The organism is Variovorax sp. 160MFSha2.1 (assembly GCF_048305075.1).
Lineage (GTDB): Bacteria > Pseudomonadota > Gammaproteobacteria > Burkholderiales > Burkholderiaceae_C > Variovorax > Variovorax guangxiensis.
The window spans coordinates 1,974,630-1,990,831 of record NZ_CP157624.1; the positions used below are offsets into that span (position 1 = coordinate 1,974,630).

The following is a 16,202-nucleotide window of genomic DNA, read 5'->3' on the forward strand; positions in this document are numbered from 1 at the left end:
AATCGCCAATGAAAAAGATCGCCCGCATCCTCGCCACCACGGCCGTCGCGCTGGCCGCAGCGCAGGCCATGGCCGCCGACCTGAAGATCGGCTTCATCAGTTCGCTCTCGGGCCCCGTGGCCGCGCTGGGCGTGCCCTACGAGAAGGGCATCCGCGCTGCCATCGCCGAGCACCCCGAGATCGCCGGGCGCAAGGTGCAGCTCATCGTGCTCGACGATGCCTCCGACCCCACCACCGCAGGCCGCAACGCGCGCAAGCTGGTGACCGAGGACAAGGTCGACGTGCTGATCGGCACCTCGGGCGTGCCGGGCGCGATGGCCATCGCCTCGGTGGCGCGCGAGCTCAACACGCCGCTGATCTCGCCCACGCCGGTGACCATTCCGGGTCCCGAGGGCGCGTGGACGGTGACGGTGTCGCAGCCCTTCCCGCTGATGGTGGCGGGCGTGGTCGATCGCATGAAGAAGTCGGGCGTGAAGACGGTGGCCTTCATCGGATTTTCCGACGCTTTGGGCGACCTGGCCTACGACTCGCTGATGAAGAGCGCCGATGCCGCCGGCATCAAGGTGGTGGCGAACGAGCGCTATGCGCGCAGCGATTCGTCGGTGGCCGGGCAGGTGCTGAAGATCGTCGCGGCGCGGCCCGACGCGGTGTTCGCGGGCAACTCGGGCACGCCCGGCGCGCTGCCCTACATCGCGCTGGCCGAGCGCGGCTACAAGGGCAGGATCTACGGCACGCACGGCCTCATCAACGCCGACTTCGTGCGCGTGGGCGGCGCCTCCATCGAGGGCCTGCAGGTGCCCAGCGGCCCGGTGCTGGTGGCCGACCAGCTGCCCGACGCCAACCCGATCAAGAAGGTGTCGATGGGCTTTCGCAATGCCTACCAGAAGCTCAACGGCGCGGTGCCGACCGATGCCTTCTCGTCGTACACCTACGACGCGTATCTGCTGCTGGCCAACGCGGCCTCGCGCACCAAGGGCGAGCCGGGCACGCCGGCCTACCGCACGGCGCTGCGCGACGCCATCGTCGGCACCAAGGAGCTGGTGGGCACGCACGGCGTCTACACCTTCAAGCCCGACGACCGCTATGGCTCCGACCAGCGCGGCGTGGTCATCGTGCAGATGACCAAGGGCCAATGGAAGCTGGTCCCCTAGCGCCCGTCCGGCCACCGAGCACATTGCCATGACCACCTACCGAAACCGCCCCGATCTCGTCGCGGCGCTGGTTCAGGACGACCGGGTGCACCGCGACCTGTACCTGAGCGACGAGCTTTTCGCGCTGGAGCAGGAGCACCTGTTCGCCGGCACCTGGGTCTTCCTGGGCCATGCGAGCCAGGTGCCGCAGGCCGGTGACTTCGTGACGCAGGAGATCGCGGGCCGGCCGTTGCTCATGGTGCGCCAGCCCGACGGCGATGTGCATGTGCTCTACAACCGCTGCGCCCACAAGGGCACGCAGCTGGTGACGGACGAGTGCGGCAACACCGGCCGCTTCTTCCGCTGCCCGTACCATGCCTGGACCTACAAGCTCGACGGGGCGCCGCTCGGACTGCCGCTGAAGAACGGCTACGAGGGCACGCAGCTCAAGGCCTGCGAGTCGGGGCAGGGGCTTTCGGTGGTGAAGAACGTGAAGGTGTACCGCGACTTCGTGTTCGTGCGCCTTTCCGATACCGGCCCTTCGTTCGACGAGTACTTCGGCGAGGTGCTGGGCGCCATCGACAACATGGTCGACCGCTCGCCCGAAGGCAAGCTGACCGTTGGCGGCGGCGTGCTGCGCAACATCGTCCACTGCAACTGGAAGATGTACCTGGAGAACATCAACGACACGGTGCATCCGATGTCCACGCACGAATCTGCCACCAAGGCGGCCGAGGCGCTGTGGGAGGGCCATGCGCCAACGGATCCCAAGCCGATGGCGATGGAGCAGATCCTGCCTTTCGGCTCGGGCTACGAATTCTTCGACAGGATGGGTGGGCGCGTGTTCGCCAACGGCCACAGCGTGCTGGGGGTGAACTTCAGCATCCATTCGAACTACGCGCAGCTGCCCGAGTACGAGGCCGCCATGCGCGCTGCGCACGGCGAGGAGCGCGCGGCCGAGATCCTGCAGCGCTCGCCGCAGAACTCCGTCTTTTTTCCGAGCCTGTCGGTCAAGGGCTCGCCGCTGGCCATCCGCGTGATCCGTCCGCTGGCGGCAAACCGCACGCTGATCGAGGCCTGGAGCTTCAGCGCGGCCGGCGCGCCTGCGCTGCTCTTCGAGCGCGCCATGAGCTACAACCGACTGGTGTTCTCGCCGATGTCGGTGGTCGCGCACGACGACGTGCACCTGTTCGAGAGCATCCAGCAGGGCCTGCGCGCGGGCGGCAACGAATGGGTGAGCCTGCATCGCAACTTCGATCCGGCCGAGAAGCAGCAGGCCACGATCACCACCAACGGCACCAACGAGCTGCTGATGCGCAACCAGTTCCGCGCCTGGGCGAAGGCCATGGCGGCGGGTATGGAGGCCACGGCATGACGGACCCGCGCGATTTCGCCGCCCAGGAGGCGGCGCTGCTCGACGAGCGCCGCTTCGACGACTGGCTGGCCCTGTTCGCCGAGGACGGCCACTACTGGGTGCCGCTGCTCGGCGCGGCGCAGGCCGACCCCTTCTCGCACAACTCGCTGGCCTACGAAGACCGCCTGCTGCTGCAGCTTCGCGTGGAGCGGCTGAAGAACCCGCGCGCGCATTCGCAGCATCCCGCGAGCCAAAGCCAGCATGTGCTGCAGCCCTCGCGAATCGAACGCGAGGAGGGCGATGAAGCCTGGCTGCGCACGCCGTTCCTCTACGTCGAGGCGCGCGGCGAGGGGCAGATATTGCTGAGCGGCACCACCCGCCACCACCTCGTGCGCACTCCTGAGGGCTGGCGAATCCGCGAGAAGCGCGTCGACCTGCTCAACGCCCCGCGCGCGTTGCCCGCCATCCAGTTGTTCATCTGATCCATCCGAGTTACCCGTTGTCCATTCCAACCATCCTCACCGGAGCTACGACATGAAGAGCCTGATGCAGACATTGACGCGCGGCGCCCTTGCCGCCGCGCTGACCGCCTGTGGCGTTGCCAGCGCATTCGCGGCCGACCTCAAGGTCGGACTGAGCGTGTCGCTGTCGGGGCCGAACTCCTCGCTGGGCGTGCCCTACGCCAAGGGCATGCAGGCCGCGCTGGCCTACAAGGGCGAGGTGAACGGTCGCAAGATCCAGCTCGTCGTGCTCGACGACGGTTCCGACCCGACCACGGCCGGGCGCAATGCGCGCAAGCTGATCGAGGAGGAGAAGGTGGACGTGCTCATGGGCACATCGGGCGTGCCCGCGGCAATAGCGATGGCCCAGGTCGGCAAGGAGGCGAAGACGCCGATGATCGGCCTCACGCCGATCCTGCTCGACCCCAACGAGAACCCGTGGGTGATGACCGTGGCCCAGCCCACGCAGCTGATGATCGACGCGGTGGTCGAGCGCATGAAGCGCAACAACGTGAAGACCGTGGGCTACATCGGCTTCTCCGATGCCTGGGGCGACCTGGTGTACGAGGCGCTGATGAAGGCCGCGCCCGCCGCAGGCATCAAGGTGGTGAGCAATGAGCGCTATGCGCGCTCCGACGCCTCGGTGACCGGACAGGTGCTGAAGATCGTGGCGCTGCGCCCCGACGCGGTGATGACCGGCGGCGCCGGCACGCCGGGCGCGCTGCCCTTCCTGGCGCTGCAGGAGCGCGGCTTCAAGGGCGGCGTGTACGGCCAGCACGGCCTCATCAACCCCGATTTCGTGCGCGTGGTCGGCGCGGCGGGCCAGAACGCGCTGATGCCCACGGGCCCGGTGATCGTGGCCGAGCAGCTGCCGGCCGAGTACCCGACCAAGAAGATCGCCACCGACTTCCGCGCCGTCTTCCAGAAGGTCAACAACGCGCCGACCAGCGATGCCTTCTCGGCCTATTCCTTCGACGGCTGGCTGGTGTTCGCCGACGCCGCCTCGCGCGCGATGAAGAAGGCGGAGCCGGGCACGCCCGAGTTCCGCGTGGCGCTTCGCGACGCCATCTTCAGCACCAAGGAGGTTGTGGGCACGCACGGCGTCTATACCTTCAAGCCCGGCAGCCTCTACGGCGTGGATGAGCGCGCCCGGGTGATCGTCAAGCTCGACAACGGCCAATGGAAGCTCGCACCTTGAACCTCTTGTTCCCGACTTTCCGGAGGACCGCGCCATGACGTGGGACGTGGCGCTCATCCTCATCACCGACGGCCTTGCCAACGGTGCCATCTACCTGCTGGCCGGCCTCGGGCTGGTGCTGATCTTCTCGGTCACGCGGGTGGTGTTCGTGCCTTTCGGCGACATCGCGGCCTTCGCGGCGCTGTCGCTCGCGGCCTTCGAGACCGGCCGCGTGCCGCCGACCATCGGCATGGTCGCGGTGCTTGCGGCGCTGGCCCTGGCCACCGAAGTAGGCAGCCTCGTGCGGCGCGGCGAGACCGCGCGCATTCCGAAGGCGGTGCTGACCTGGGGCGTGCTGCCCGCCATTCCCTGCGCGCTGGCGTGGCTCGCGGCGCGGCCAGGCGTGCCGGTGGCGGTGCACATCGCGGTGGCGGTGCTGCTGGTGGTGCCTATCGCGCCGCTGCTGGCGCGGGTGGTGTTCCAGCCGATCGCCGACGCGTCGGTGCTGGTGCTGCTGATCGTGTCGCTGGCGCTGCACTTCCTGCTGTCGGGCCTGGGCCTGCTGTTCTTCGGGCCCGAGGGCTCGCGCACCACGCCGCTGACCAGCGCCGTGTTCACGCTGGGCGAGGGCTTCACCGTCAGCGGGCAGGTGGTGCTGATGGTGGGGGCGGCCATCGTGCTGAGCGGCCTCTTCTTCCTGGTGTTCGAGCGCACGGTGGCCGGCAAGGCGCTGCGCGCCACGGCGGTCAACCGTGTGGGCGCGCGGCTGGTCGGCATCCGGCCGGTGCGCACCGCGTTGCTGGCGTACGGGTGCGCCTCGCTGCTGGCGGGGCTGATCGGCGTGCTGATCGCGCCGGTGACGACGATGTACTACGACTCGGGCTTCATCATCGGCCTGAAGGCCTTCGTGGCCGCGATCATCGGCGGGCTCGTGAGCTACCCGATGACGGCCGTGGGCGCGCTCGCGGTCGGCGTGGTCGAGAGCTTCGCCTCGTTCTGGAGCGGCGCGCTGAAGGACGTGATCGTGTTCAGCCTGCTGATACCGGTGCTGATGCTGCGCTCCTTCATGGCCGCGCATGCCGAAGAGGAAGAAGACGAGGTGGACGAATGAACGGCAATCGCAAACGCATGGCGTGGATCGCCGGGCTCGTCGTGGTGCTGGCGCTGGTGCCGGTGTTCGCGGGCAGCTTCACCGTCTCGCTGCTCAACGACATCGGCATCGGCGCACTCGTGGCGCTGGGCCTTGTGCTGCTGACCGGCGTGGGCGGCGCCACCTCCTTCGGGCAGGCGGCCTTCGTGGGCATCGCGGCCTATGCGACCGCGTGGCTCACCACCACGCAGGGCATGTCGCCCTGGCTGGGGCTGCTGTTCGCGCTGCTGCTCACGGGGCTGTCGGCGCTGGCCATCGGCATGCTGACGCTGCGGCTGGGCGGGCACTTCCTGCCGCTGAGCACCATCGCCTGGGGCCTTTCCATCGCGATGCTGTTCGGCAATGTCGATGCGCTGGGGCGGCACACGGGCCTGTCGAATATTCCGCCGCTGCAGATCGCGGGCTGGTCGCTGGCCGATCCGCGCGCGATGTATTGCCTGATCTGGACGGTGGTCGGGCTGGCCTGCCTGTTCAGCCACAACCTGCTGCGGTCGCGGCCGGGGCGCGCGATTCGCGGGCTGCGCGGCGGCGCGACGCTGCTGGCGAGCGTGGGGGCCGATGCGTACCGCGTGCGGCTTTCGCTGTTCGTCACCGCAGCCCTGCTCGCGGGGCTGGCGGGCTGGCTCTACGCGCACATGAACCGCTTCGTGAGCCCGTCGCCCTTCGACGTGCGCGCCAGCATCGAGTACCTGCTGATGGCGGTGGCCGGCGGGCTCGGCCAGCTGGGTGGCGCGCTGGTGGGCGCCGCGCTGGTGCTGGTGCTGAAGAACGGCCTGCAGGACGTGCTGCCGATGCTCACGCAGCGCGCGGGCCAGCTGGAGGCGGTGGCCTTCGCGGCGCTTTTCATCCTGCTGCTGCACTTCGCGCGCGGCGGCGTGATGGGGCTGCTGCGCCGCTGGACGCGACGCCGCGCCGGCGCGCGCGGGCCTTCGCGCCACGATGGGCCGGCGGTCGAGCCGCTGCCGCACCGCACGCTGCCCGCGCGCGGCTCGCCGGTGCTGTCGGTGAACGGCGCGGTCAAGCGCTTCGGCGGTCTGGTGGCGGTGAACGACGTGAGCTTCGACGTGAAGGCCGGTGAGATCGTCGGCCTGATCGGGCCCAACGGCGCGGGCAAGTCGACCATGTTCAACCTGCTGACCTGCACGCTGCCGATGAGTTCGGGCCAGGTGCGCTTTCTCGAGCACGACATCGCCGGCATGCCGCAGCGCGAGGTGGCGCGGCTGGGGCTGGCGCGCACCTTCCAGCACGTGAAGCTGCGCCCGCACATGAGCCTGCTCGACAACGTGGCGCTGGGCGCGCATTCGCGCACGCGCTCGGGCATCCTGAAGGCGGGGCTGCGGCTCGATCGCACGGAAGAGCAGCAGATCCTGCAGGAGGCTCAGCGCCAGCTGGACCGCATCGGCCTGGGCGACCGCGCGCACGAACAGGCGGGCAGCCTGCCGCTGGGCACGCAGCGCATCCTGGAAATCGCCCGCGCGCTGGCCGCCGACCCGGTGCTGCTGGTGCTCGACGAGCCCGCGGCCGGGCTGCGCCGCAAGGAGAAGATGGCGCTCGGCGACCTGCTGCGCAAGCTGCGCGAGGAGGGCGTGACCATCCTCATCGTGGAACATGACATGGACTTCGTGATGAAACTGGTGGACAGGCTGGTGGTGATGAATTTCGGCTCCAAGCTCGTGGAGGGCGTGCCTTCGGCGGTGCGTGCCGACGAGCGCGTTCAGGCGGCTTATCTGGGGAGCGTCGTATGAGCGCCGCACGGCCGCCCGAAGGCGCGGGCCCCCTTCAGGGGGTGCGCGAAGTACACGAAGTGACGAGCCTGGGGGTGTGGGTATGACCGCGATGCTGGAGATCGGCGATCTGCACGTGTCCTACGGACAGGTCGAGGCGGTGCGCGGCGTGTCGCTCGACCTGCAGCCGGGCCAGATCATCTCGGTGATCGGTCCCAACGGCGCGGGCAAGACCACGCTGCTGGCGGCCGCCATGGGCCTGCTGCCATGCAAGGGTACGCTGCGCTTCGAGGGCGAAGACCTGCAGGGGCTCGACGTGGAAGCGCGCGTGGAGCGGGGCCTGTGCCTGGTGCCCGAGAAGCGAGAGCTGTTCGGTGAGCTCACCGTGCTCGACAACCTGCAGCTCGGCGCCTATGCCAAGCGCCTGCGCGGCGACGCGATGAAGAAGCGGCTGCAGTCGGTGTACGACCGCTTTCCGCGCCTGGCCGAGCGCCGCTCGCAGCGCGCCGACACGCTCTCGGGCGGCGAACGCCAGATGCTGGCCGTGGGGCGCGCGCTGATGTCGGCGCCGCGCCTGCTGATGCTCGACGAGCCCAGCCTGGGCCTGGCGCCGCTGATCGTGCGCGACATCCTGGCCATCGTGCGCAAGCTGCGAGAGGACGGCGTGTCGATCCTGCTTGTGGAGCAGAACGCGCGCGCCGCGCTCGAAAGCTCCGACCACGGCTATGTGCTGGAAACGGGCGAGATCGCGCTGTCCGGCGCCTCGGCCGAGCTGGCGAGCGACTCGCGGGTGCAGGCCACCTACCTCGGCGGAGGCACACACGATGACGACTGAGCCCCGTGCCGTGCCGCCCGCGCAGCGCACGCTGCCGGCGATGCTGCAGCGGCAGGCGGGGCTGTTCGGTTCGCGCGCGCTGCTGAAGATCGCGGGGGGCGAGTGGACGCATCGCGATGCGGCGCAGGCCGCAGCCGTGCGGGCCGGGGCGCTGGCTGCGGCCGGCGTGGTGCGTGGCGATCGCATCGCGGTGATGTGCGGCAACCGCGTCGAGTTTCTCGAAAGCTTCCTGGGAGCGGGATGGCTGGGTGCGTCGACGGTGCCGGTCAATACGGCGTCGATGGGGCCGCAGATCGAATACTTCCTCGCGAACAGCGAGGCGAAGCTGCTGGTGATCGAAGCGGGCCTCGTGGAGCGGCTCGCGGCGGCAAACCTGGGGCGTACCGTGCTGCGCGAGATCTGGGTCGTCGGCGAGACAGCTTTGGACGCCTGGCGTGCGCCTGCGGGCGTGCGTGTCGTGGCGTATCCCGCGCATGGAGAACCCGTCGAGCCTGCGCCGGTGCAGCCTGGGGATGCGCTCGCGATCCTCTACACGTCGGGCACGACCGGGCCTGCGAAGGGCGTAGTCTGCCCGCACGCACAGTATTTCTGGTGGGGCGTGAACAGCGCGGAAGTGCTCGGCGTGGGCGCCGACGACGTGCTGTGCACCACGCTGCCGCTCTTCCACATCAACGCTCTCAACACCTTCGCGCAGGCCGCGCTGACGGGCTCGCAAGTGGTGTTCGAGCCGCGCTTCTCGGCATCGGGCTTCTGGCCGACGATGCGCGCGAGCGGGGCGACGGTGGTTTATCTGCTGGGGGCGATGGTGCCGATCCTGCTGGCCCAGCCCGAAGGGGCCGGGGAGCGCGACCACCGCGTGCGCATCGGGCTGGGGCCCGGCGTGCCGGCTGCCGCCGGTGCCGCGTTCAAGGCGCGCACGGGCGTATCGTTGCTGGAAGGCTATGGGTCGACCGAGACCAACTTCGCCCTCGCCACGGCGCCCGATTCGCCGCGCGGCGGTGTGATGGGCTGGCTGCGCCCCGGCTTCCAGGCGCGCGTGGCCGACGAGGACGACGTGGCGCTGCCGGCCGGCGAGGCGGGCGAGTTGCTGCTTCGCGCGGACGAGCCGTACGCCTTCGCCAGCGGCTACTTCAACATGCCGGAGAAGACGGTCGAGGCCTGGCGCAATCTCTGGTTCCACACCGGCGACCGCGTGGTGCGCGATGCGGACGGGGCCTTCCGTTTTGTCGACCGCATCAAGGACGCGATCCGCCGGCGCGGGGAGAACATTTCCTCGTTCGAGGTCGAGCAGGTGCTGCTGAGCCATCCAGGCGTGGCTTCGTGCGCGGTGTATCCCGTACGCTCCGAGCTTGCCGAGGACGAGGTGATGGTCGCGCTGGTGGCCCGCGAGGGCGCGGCCATCGACCCGGCCGAGCTCGCGCGCTTCTGCGAAGGCCGGCTGCCGTACTTCGCCGTGCCTCGCTACATCGACGTGCTGGCCGACCTGCCGCGCACCGAGAACGGCAAGGTCCAGAAGTTCAAGCTGCGGGAACGCGGCGTGGGGCCCCAGACCTGGGACGGGCGGCCCGCGAAGGCCTGACGGGCATGACGAACGGTGCGCCGCAGCTTCCTCTTTCCGGGCGCGTGGCGTTCGTGACGGGGGCGGGGCAGGGCTTGGGGGCGGCCATCGCGAGAGGACTGGCGCAGGCGGGGGCGCGGGTGGCTCTGGCCGACATCGAGCTTCCGGCGGTCGAGGCCGTGGCGAGCGAGATCGGCGGGCTCGCGCTGGGGCTGGACGTGCGTGACGAGACTGCGTTCGGCGCGTGCTTCGGGGGCGCCGTGGCGCATTTCGGCTGCGTCGACATCATGGTCAACAACGCGGCGCGCACGCCGTCTACCTCCCTCTGGGACATCACGCCCGAGGAGTGGGACGACGTGCTGGCCATCAACCTGCGCGGCGCCTTCTTCGGCTGCCGCATCGCGGGGCGCCACATGCGCGAGCGGGGCGAGGGGCGCATCGTCAACCTGAGTTCGATGGCGGGGCAGCAGCCCAGCAGCGCGACTGGCGTGCACTACGCGGCTAGCAAGGCCGGGCTGCTGGCGCTGACGCGGTCGTTCGCGCAGGAACTGGCGCCTCATGGCGTGACGGTGAATGCGCTGGCGCCGGCGGCGATCCGCAGCCCTGCGCTCGACGCCATGGCGCCTGCGCGCCAGCACGCGTTGCAGGCGGGCATTCCGCTCGGCCGCTTCGGGCTGGCCGAGGAGGTGGCTGCGGCCGTGGTTTATCTCGCTTCTCCTGCGGCGGCCTTCATGACCGGCGCGACGCTGGATCTCAACGGCGGCCGTTTCATGCGCTGACAGCCTTGCCGGGCCGCTCGGCTAAAATGGTTCAGAACTAAATCATTCAGGTATGGACTCAAATTCACTGACTGGCCGGCACGCACTCGTCACGGGCGCGGCGCGCGGCATCGGGGCGGAGATCGCCCGCACGCTGGCTGCCGAAGGCGCCACGCTGACCTTGCTGGGACGTGACCGCGAGGCGCTGCAGCGGGTGGCGGATTCGCTGGCCGGCAGCGGGCACGGCGTTGTCGCCGCGGACGTGGCGAACCCGGAGGCCGTGCAGGCGGCGTTCGCCGAAGCCCGTGCCGCGCGTGGGCCCGTCACCGTGCTAGTCAACAACGCGGGGGCGGCGGAGAGTGCGCCGTTTCTCAAGACATCGTTCGAACTCTGGCAGCGGATGCTGTCGGTCAACCTCACCGGCAGCTTCCTGTGCGCGCAGGCCGCGCTGCCGGACATGCTCGATGCCGGCTGGGGGCGCATCGTCAACATCGCCAGCACGGCGGGCCAGAAGGGCTATGCCTATGTGGCGGCCTACACGGCGGCCAAGCATGGCGTAGTCGGGCTCACGCGCTCGCTGGCGCTGGAAGTGGCACGCAAGGGCGTCACCGTGAACGCTGTGTGCCCTGGCTACACCGACACCGATATCCTGCGCAACAGCGTCGCCAACGTGGTCGGCAAGACCGGGCGCAGCGAGGCCGATGCGCTTGCGGAGTTCTCCAGCGTGAATCCGCAGAAGCGCATCGTGCAGCCCGCCGAAGTGGCCGACGCCGTGCGCTGGCTGTGCGGCGAGGGCGCCGCGTCGGTCACCGGGCAGTCGATTTCGGTTTCAGGGGGAGAAGTGACATGACACGCAACGACGCGTCGCACGCAGTGCTGAGCGATGCGGAAGAACTGGGCCACGAGGCCCGCGCCGGCCACGACGACCATGCCGTGCTCAAGCTGTGGCTGCGCATGCTGGCCAGCACCACGCAGATCGAGTCCGAGATCCGTCGCCGGCTGCGCGAGCGCTTCGGCATCTCGCTGGCGCGCTTCGACTACATGGCGCAGCTCTATCGCTACAAGGACGGCCTGAAGATGCGCGTGCTGTCGCGCTACCTGATGGTGACCGGCGGCAACGTCACCGGCCTGACGGACGAACTCGAGCGCGAAGGCATGGTTGCCCGTGCGCCCAGCCCCGACGACCGCCGCGCGTGGATCGTGAGCCTCACGCCCACCGGACGCCGCACTTTCGAGACCATGGCGAGCGAGCACGAGCAGTGGATCCTGGAAATGTTCTCGGGGCTCGACATGAAGACCGTCAAGCAGTTGCACACGCAGCTCGGCCTGCTGCGCGTGCATGTGATGCGCGGCGAGCCCGCGAGCGAGGAGGGTTGAGCATGGGCGAGGACAGCGAGTTCTGCAGGCCGCGGCTGATCCGCTTCTCGGACTGCGATCCGGCGGGCATCGTCTTCTATCCGCAGTACTTCGTGATGCTGAACGGCCTCGTCGAAGACTGGGTCAACGAAGGCCTGGGCCTCAGCTACCACGGGCTGGTGGCGCAGCGCCGCATCGGCCTGCCCACGGTGAAGCTGGAGGTCGATTTCCGCGCGGTGAGCCGCATGGGCGACCAGGTGATGCTGGGGCTGGCCGTGGAGCGCCTCGGCTCCCGCTCGATGACCCTGCGGGTGCGCTGCTTCGAGCCAGTGGGCGGCGAGGTGCGCATGCAGATGCAGCAGGTGCTGGTGACCACGTCGCTGGAGACCCATCGGGCCGTTGCCATTCCGGACGACATGCGCGCTGCCATCCTGCGCAACGCGCCCGCGCTGGGCTGAGCCGTCTTCAGAGTGCGGGCTCGTTGCCGCCAGCGTCCTGCGCGCGCTTCTTCAGCCAGCCACTGAGCTCCTTCTTTCCCTTGGCGTTGGCCGATCGCCATGCCTCGCGCGCCGCTGCGATGAAGCGCTCCTCAGCGGCATCCGGCACTTCGCTGGGCCGGTCTTCCTCGTCGAGCCAGCCGAGCTCGACGCCGCAGTGCCTTTCGATCTGCCTCGCCAGGTTGTCGCCGATGGGGCGGGAGCTCTTGATCTGGCTCCACATGCTGGGGGAAATCTCGATCTTCTTCGCGAACGCCTGGTCCAGCCCCTTGGCTGGCAAGCCTGCGGCAACGGCCTCTTCGAGAAAGCGGCGGTGCAGCGCAAGCGCATTGCGGCGGCGCGCGACGGTGATATTGGGCACTGTTCAAAAACAACAACAAGACAAAAAAAGATTGTCCCGGTTGTTGACGCCGCCGTAAACACTATTTACAGTTGCCTTCACTCGCGGCTCCAAGCCGTACCATTTTTCCAACCCCTAACGGCCGACAGCGGCAATTTTTGACTCAGGAACCATCGTGAACACCGCACTGATCCTCACCAGCATTCGTCCCGCATTGGGCCGATCGCTCGTGCGCGTCTGGGCGTGCGGTGGTTTCGACGGCATGCCGTCGGTCCGATCGAACCAGCACCAGAGCCACGTGTATTCCACGAAAGCCGCAGCCAGCCTGCGTTTTGGAAAAACCGAGGATCAGGTGCTACCGGGTGGAGGTTGCGCATAGGCGCACACCTTCCAAGCTCTCTCGTTCAGAGGCCCGGAAACCGCAAGGTTCCGGGCCTCTTTGTTTTGTCGTGCAGTTTTCTGTTTGCCATTTCGGGTGTGCCTTCACCACACCGCCAGAGCCCACCGCGTAGACGGTCTGGCGGGATGTGCAGGAATTGATCACTCCTGTGCAGCGACGTCGTACGGGGCAGCGCCAGCGCGTTGTCCGTCGCGTGAGGACACAACCGAAATGGAAAGCGGACAGCCGTTCCAGGCACGACGACATCACCGAACCCGAGCGGGACAGGGCCATGCAGATGGTCCTCCCGCGGAAACCGGCCGCAAAGATTGGGCGGCGCCGGAACTCGTAACCGGACACTTTTTTCTTTTTGCCACCCGCGTTAGCTCAATGGATCAGAGCACTTGCCTACGAAGCAAGGGGTTGCACGTTCGAGTCGTGCACGTGGGGCCAGTTTCTTTGTCCTGCTGTCACACAACCGAGGAGTCACCATGCGCAAGCGCAATACCCCGATCCGGATGATCACCGTGCGCCCGGCGCAGCCGCGCGAGCGCACCACGATGCTGGCCTTGGTCCGGCGCTTCGGTTTCACCGCCGGTGCACGCGGCGCGAACCAGGAAGCGCCGGGTCGCGAACTGCAGTCCGACGGCCTCGATCTCGACCAACGCGTTCGCGCGGTCGGCGAGTGGTAATCGGCCTCTCACCGATCATCACTTCTTCATGGTGCGCGTAGCTCAATGGCAGAGCCGCGGGTTGTGGTCCCGCTGACGACGGTTCGATTCCGTTCGCGTACCCCATGGCTTCGTTCCTTCATTCATCAACCACGCAACCATCGCCGCGAAAGGAGGCGATTCATGCACCCTCACGTCCTGCAACTCGACATTCAGGGCACGCCGCAAGCCTGGATTTCGCTGGAGCAGGCGGTGTTGCACTACGCGACCGGCTCGGTCGCCTGGGAAGACGGCGACCAGCCGCTGGCCACGCTGCGCGGCGGTTTCAACGTGGCGCGCGGCGTGCAGTCGCGCATCGATGTCGCGCCGATCATCGCGCTGCGCGGCGCCTCGAAGATCAACCTCTTCGAAGTGATTCCGAGCGTCACCAAGAGCAAGCTGCTGCGCCGCGACCGCCACACCTGCGCCTACTGTGCGGGCGTCTTCCACGAGCGCGACCTGCAATGCGAGCACGTGCTGCCCGAATCGCGCGGAGGCCCATGGACCTGGACCAACCTCGTGAGCGCATGCGCCGCCTGCAACAACCGCAAGGCAGCGCGCACGCCGGAGGAGGCGGGCATGCCGCTGGTCTACCTGCCGTATGTGCCGAGCCGCTACGAGAACTTCCTGCTGGAAGGCCGCAACATCCGTGCGGACGTGCACGAATGGCTGGCGAAGCGTTTGCCCAAGGGTTCGCGGCTTCAGTAGGTGCGGGGCTGTGATGAGCTTCCTGTACCGCCGCGCCCATGAAAAAAGCCCGCTGTCCTTCGGACGGCGGGCTTTGGTTCGTGGCGAAGACTGCCTTTCAGCGCCCGATACCGAAGAAGCGGTAAGCGATCACGCCTGCTGCAGCCAGACCGCCGACGATCGCCAGGATGACTTTGGTTGCACGGCCCGTGCCGCGCTTCGAACGGGGCCAGTGATCCGGCCCGATCAGGTCGATGGGGACGGTGGGTTTGCCTATGTCGGACGCCTTTTCCATGGGCGGAAATATAGCTCACGCCCGAAAGCACGGTCCGGGGCGGGGCGCATTCCGTGGCTGTCGTGCGTCGCTGCGGAGGTTGCGGCGAGCCGGGCAAAAAAATACCCGCATGAGCGGGTCGAACGAGCGTCTGGCTTCGAAGTTGATGTCCCTGTGTCTTTCTTTGTTGTTGCGCTGCGTGACAGCAAGTGCAAGATGCCACGCCAGATGGGCGCCGTTTGCAGCTTTGGGGCAAGCTGCTTGTAGCTGATGGAGTAAATCGTGAAATATTCCCTTATGAACAAGAAAATCATCCTCGAAAGTTTGACGCGTGCGCTGGAGAGCTGGGTTCGCAATGCTTCTGCAGCACAGCTCTGGCAGGTGCATCAGGCTGGCGGCCTCGGTGCGCAGATCGAGGCGGACGACGAGGTCGTGCAGGTGCGCATTGTTCTTGGCGGCGCACGCGATGCGTTGTCGGAGCTTGGCAAGACCGATGGGCGATTGCCTGTCACCGAGGCCTTTCTGGGCACTGCCGCATGGGGAGCGCCGCCGGCGCAAGGGAGCCCGGATCGCGAGCAGTGGTTCCTGTCGAGCGAACTGGCGCAGGCGCATGCCCGCCAATACCTGGCGGCGGAGGTGGGCGAGCGACAGGATCTGCTGGAGCGCTGCGTCGACGACTGGGTTGCGCGGAAGGGCGCCGCTTCCAGCTCTGGTTCGTGACCGGGCGCGAGCCAGCAAAGAAAAAGCCTCCTCAGGGAAGGTCTTGAGGAGGCTTTGACGAAAAAATAGCGCGGAGACCGCGCTATTTTGGTGTTTGTGGTGGGCCCTGAGTGACTCGAACACTCGACCTACGGATTAAGAGTCCGCTGCTCTACCAACTGAGCTAAGAGCCCTTGCTTTGAAAACGTTTAGTGTTTTCTGGCAAGACCACGAGTATATCCCAGAAATCGAGCTTGTCCAAAAAATTTGTGACTTGCGGCGTTAGGATTCGTCATCGACTACGGGGCAGAGGCCCTCAACCAGGAGAACTTCGATGAGCGACGCCAGCACCACGCCACATATCTTGATCACCGGCGCCGCAGGCGCACTGGGGCGCGCGGTGGCCCAGCACTTCATCGATCAGGGCGCGCGCCTTGCGTTGGTCGACCATCATGCGGGTCGTCTGGCCGAAGTGTTCCCGGGGCTCGGCAACTCGCAGCACCTGCTCCTGTCGGGCGATGTGACTTCCACTACCGAGATGGCGGCTCTTGCGGAGCAGACGCTGAAGTCCTTCGGCCGCATCGACACGCTGGTGCACATCGCCGGCGGCTTCGAGATGGGCGAGGCGACGCATGCGCTCACGCGTGCGAGCTGGGACCGGATGATGAATCTCAACGCCTGGTCCTTCGTCGCGGTGACGCAGGCGGTGCTGCCTTCGATGATCGAGCGGCGTGCCGGCAACGTGATCGCCGTCACCGCGAAGGTCGCGGTGCGCGGCGTGCCGGCGATGGCTGCGTACATCGCATCGAAGAGCGCACTGCAGCGGCTGGTGGAAGCCATGGCGGCCGAGGCTGCGCCGCATGGCGTCAACATCAACAGCGTGGCGCCGAGCGTGCTCGACACACCCGCAAACCGGCAGGCGATGCCCGATGCGAATCCTGCCGACTGGGTGTCGACGTCGGTTGCCGCACAGACCATCGCATTCCTCGCGTCGCCGGCTGCGGCTGCGCTGCACGGGCAGCACCTGACGCTCGATACCTGAGCAAAAAAGAAAAGGCCCTGGCGGATGCCAAG

General features: G+C 67.7%; 19 protein-coding genes and 3 tRNA genes. 19 read left to right on the top strand and 3 right to left on the bottom strand.

The annotated features are described in order from the left end of the window. Positions 1-8 precede the first annotated feature (8 nt). The 12 genes from ABL838_RS08650 to ABL838_RS08705 all read left to right on the top strand — a co-directional run bounded on the left by ABL838_RS08650 (position 9) and on the right by ABL838_RS08705 (position 12,000). Positions 9-1,151 (top strand): ABC transporter substrate-binding protein, encoded by a 1,143-nt coding sequence (locus tag ABL838_RS08650; RefSeq protein WP_418125058.1) that lies wholly within the window; start codon positions 9-11, stop codon positions 1,149-1,151. Between the two features lie 28 nt (positions 1,152-1,179). Continuing rightward, complete coding sequence (locus tag ABL838_RS08655) at positions 1,180-2,505, top strand: aromatic ring-hydroxylating dioxygenase subunit alpha (RefSeq protein WP_418125059.1); 1,326 nt, start codon at positions 1,180-1,182, stop codon at positions 2,503-2,505. Beyond that, the gene (locus ABL838_RS08660) at positions 2,502-2,966 is read left to right on the top strand and encodes an aromatic-ring-hydroxylating dioxygenase subunit beta (RefSeq protein WP_418125060.1); all 465 of its coding nucleotides are present in this window, start codon (positions 2,502-2,504) and stop codon (positions 2,964-2,966) included. The genes ABL838_RS08655 and ABL838_RS08660 overlap by 4 nt, the downstream gene beginning before the upstream one ends. 52 nt (positions 2,967-3,018) lie before the next feature. After that, positions 3,019-4,182: an ABC transporter substrate-binding protein gene (locus ABL838_RS08665; RefSeq protein ID WP_418125061.1), complete on the top strand. Its 1,164-nt coding sequence runs from the start codon at positions 3,019-3,021 to the stop codon at positions 4,180-4,182. Positions 4,183-4,216: 34 nt separating this feature from the next. Further along, positions 4,217-5,272: a branched-chain amino acid ABC transporter permease gene (locus ABL838_RS08670; protein WP_369659183.1), complete on the top strand. Its 1,056-nt coding sequence runs from the start codon at positions 4,217-4,219 to the stop codon at positions 5,270-5,272. Continuing rightward, the gene (locus tag ABL838_RS08675; protein WP_418125062.1) at positions 5,269-7,056 is read left to right on the top strand and encodes an ABC transporter permease subunit; all 1,788 of its coding nucleotides are present in this window, start codon (positions 5,269-5,271) and stop codon (positions 7,054-7,056) included. Before ABL838_RS08670 ends, ABL838_RS08675 begins: the two co-directional genes overlap by 4 nt. An 82-nt stretch (positions 7,057-7,138) precedes the next feature. Beyond that, on the top strand, positions 7,139-7,870 hold the full coding sequence (locus tag ABL838_RS08680) for an ABC transporter ATP-binding protein (RefSeq protein ID WP_126022780.1): 732 nt from the start codon (positions 7,139-7,141) through the stop codon (positions 7,868-7,870). Then, entirely contained in the window at positions 7,860-9,449 is a 1,590-nt protein-coding gene (locus ABL838_RS08685; RefSeq protein WP_418125063.1) for an ATP-dependent acyl-CoA ligase, read from the top strand. Before ABL838_RS08680 ends, ABL838_RS08685 begins: the two co-directional genes overlap by 11 nt. A gap of 5 nt (positions 9,450-9,454) precedes the next feature. Next, positions 9,455-10,207 carry an SDR family NAD(P)-dependent oxidoreductase gene (locus ABL838_RS08690; RefSeq protein ID WP_418125064.1) on the top strand — a complete coding sequence of 251 codons (753 nt, stop codon included), beginning with the start codon at positions 9,455-9,457 and terminating at the stop codon, positions 10,205-10,207. Between the two features lie 52 nt (positions 10,208-10,259). After that, positions 10,260-11,036 (top strand): SDR family NAD(P)-dependent oxidoreductase, encoded by a 777-nt coding sequence (locus tag ABL838_RS08695; protein ID WP_369659179.1) that lies wholly within the window; start codon positions 10,260-10,262, stop codon positions 11,034-11,036. Further along, positions 11,033-11,563, top strand: coding sequence for a MarR family winged helix-turn-helix transcriptional regulator (locus ABL838_RS08700; protein ID WP_126022784.1), 531 nt, complete (start codon positions 11,033-11,035; stop codon positions 11,561-11,563). Before ABL838_RS08695 ends, ABL838_RS08700 begins: the two co-directional genes overlap by 4 nt. Positions 11,564-11,565: 2 nt before the next feature. Then, entirely contained in the window at positions 11,566-12,000 is a 435-nt protein-coding gene (locus ABL838_RS08705; protein ID WP_418125065.1) for an acyl-CoA thioesterase, read from the top strand. 7 nt (positions 12,001-12,007) lie between these two features. Here the strand turns inward: ABL838_RS08705 and ABL838_RS08710 are convergent, their stop codons facing one another. Beyond that, the gene (locus tag ABL838_RS08710) at positions 12,008-12,400 is read right to left on the bottom strand and encodes a hypothetical protein (protein ID WP_418125066.1); all 393 of its coding nucleotides are present in this window, start codon (positions 12,398-12,400) and stop codon (positions 12,008-12,010) included. Between the two features lie 154 nt (positions 12,401-12,554). On the opposite strand from ABL838_RS08710, the gene ABL838_RS08715 reads away from it, so the two are divergent. The 5 genes from ABL838_RS08715 to ABL838_RS08735 all read left to right on the top strand — a co-directional run bounded on the left by ABL838_RS08715 (position 12,555) and on the right by ABL838_RS08735 (position 14,176). Further along, entirely contained in the window at positions 12,555-12,758 is a 204-nt protein-coding gene (locus tag ABL838_RS08715) for a hypothetical protein (protein ID WP_418125067.1), read from the top strand. 376 nt (positions 12,759-13,134) lie between these two features. Further along, positions 13,135-13,211: transfer RNA gene (locus ABL838_RS08720), tRNA-Arg, on the top strand. A gap of 38 nt (positions 13,212-13,249) precedes the next feature. Further along, positions 13,250-13,450, top strand: a complete 201-nt coding sequence (locus tag ABL838_RS08725) for a short-chain dehydrogenase (protein WP_184635696.1) — start codon at positions 13,250-13,252, stop codon at positions 13,448-13,450. A gap of 31 nt (positions 13,451-13,481) precedes the next feature. After that, positions 13,482-13,555, top strand: a tRNA-His gene (locus ABL838_RS08730). Between the two features lie 57 nt (positions 13,556-13,612). After that, the gene (locus ABL838_RS08735; protein ID WP_418125068.1) at positions 13,613-14,176 is read left to right on the top strand and encodes an HNH endonuclease; all 564 of its coding nucleotides are present in this window, start codon (positions 13,613-13,615) and stop codon (positions 14,174-14,176) included. Positions 14,177-14,273: 97 nt separating this feature from the next. On the opposite strand, the gene ABL838_RS08740 is transcribed toward ABL838_RS08735, so the two are convergent. Continuing rightward, complete coding sequence (locus ABL838_RS08740) at positions 14,274-14,450, bottom strand: hypothetical protein (RefSeq protein WP_165909637.1); 177 nt, start codon at positions 14,448-14,450, stop codon at positions 14,274-14,276. A 261-nt stretch (positions 14,451-14,711) separates the two neighbouring features. Between ABL838_RS08740 and ABL838_RS08745 the strand changes: the two genes are divergently transcribed. Then, positions 14,712-15,149 carry a hypothetical protein gene (locus tag ABL838_RS08745; RefSeq protein WP_418125069.1) on the top strand — a complete coding sequence of 146 codons (438 nt, stop codon included), beginning with the start codon at positions 14,712-14,714 and terminating at the stop codon, positions 15,147-15,149. A 97-nt stretch (positions 15,150-15,246) separates the two neighbouring features. Here the strand turns inward: ABL838_RS08745 and ABL838_RS08750 are convergent. Continuing rightward, positions 15,247-15,322 (bottom strand) — tRNA-Lys (locus ABL838_RS08750). Between the two features lie 140 nt (positions 15,323-15,462). On the opposite strand from ABL838_RS08750, the gene ABL838_RS08755 reads away from it, so the two are divergent. Beyond that, positions 15,463-16,170, top strand: a complete 708-nt coding sequence (locus tag ABL838_RS08755; protein WP_126022834.1) for an SDR family NAD(P)-dependent oxidoreductase — start codon at positions 15,463-15,465, stop codon at positions 16,168-16,170. The last annotated feature ends 32 nt before the right edge of the window (positions 16,171-16,202 follow it).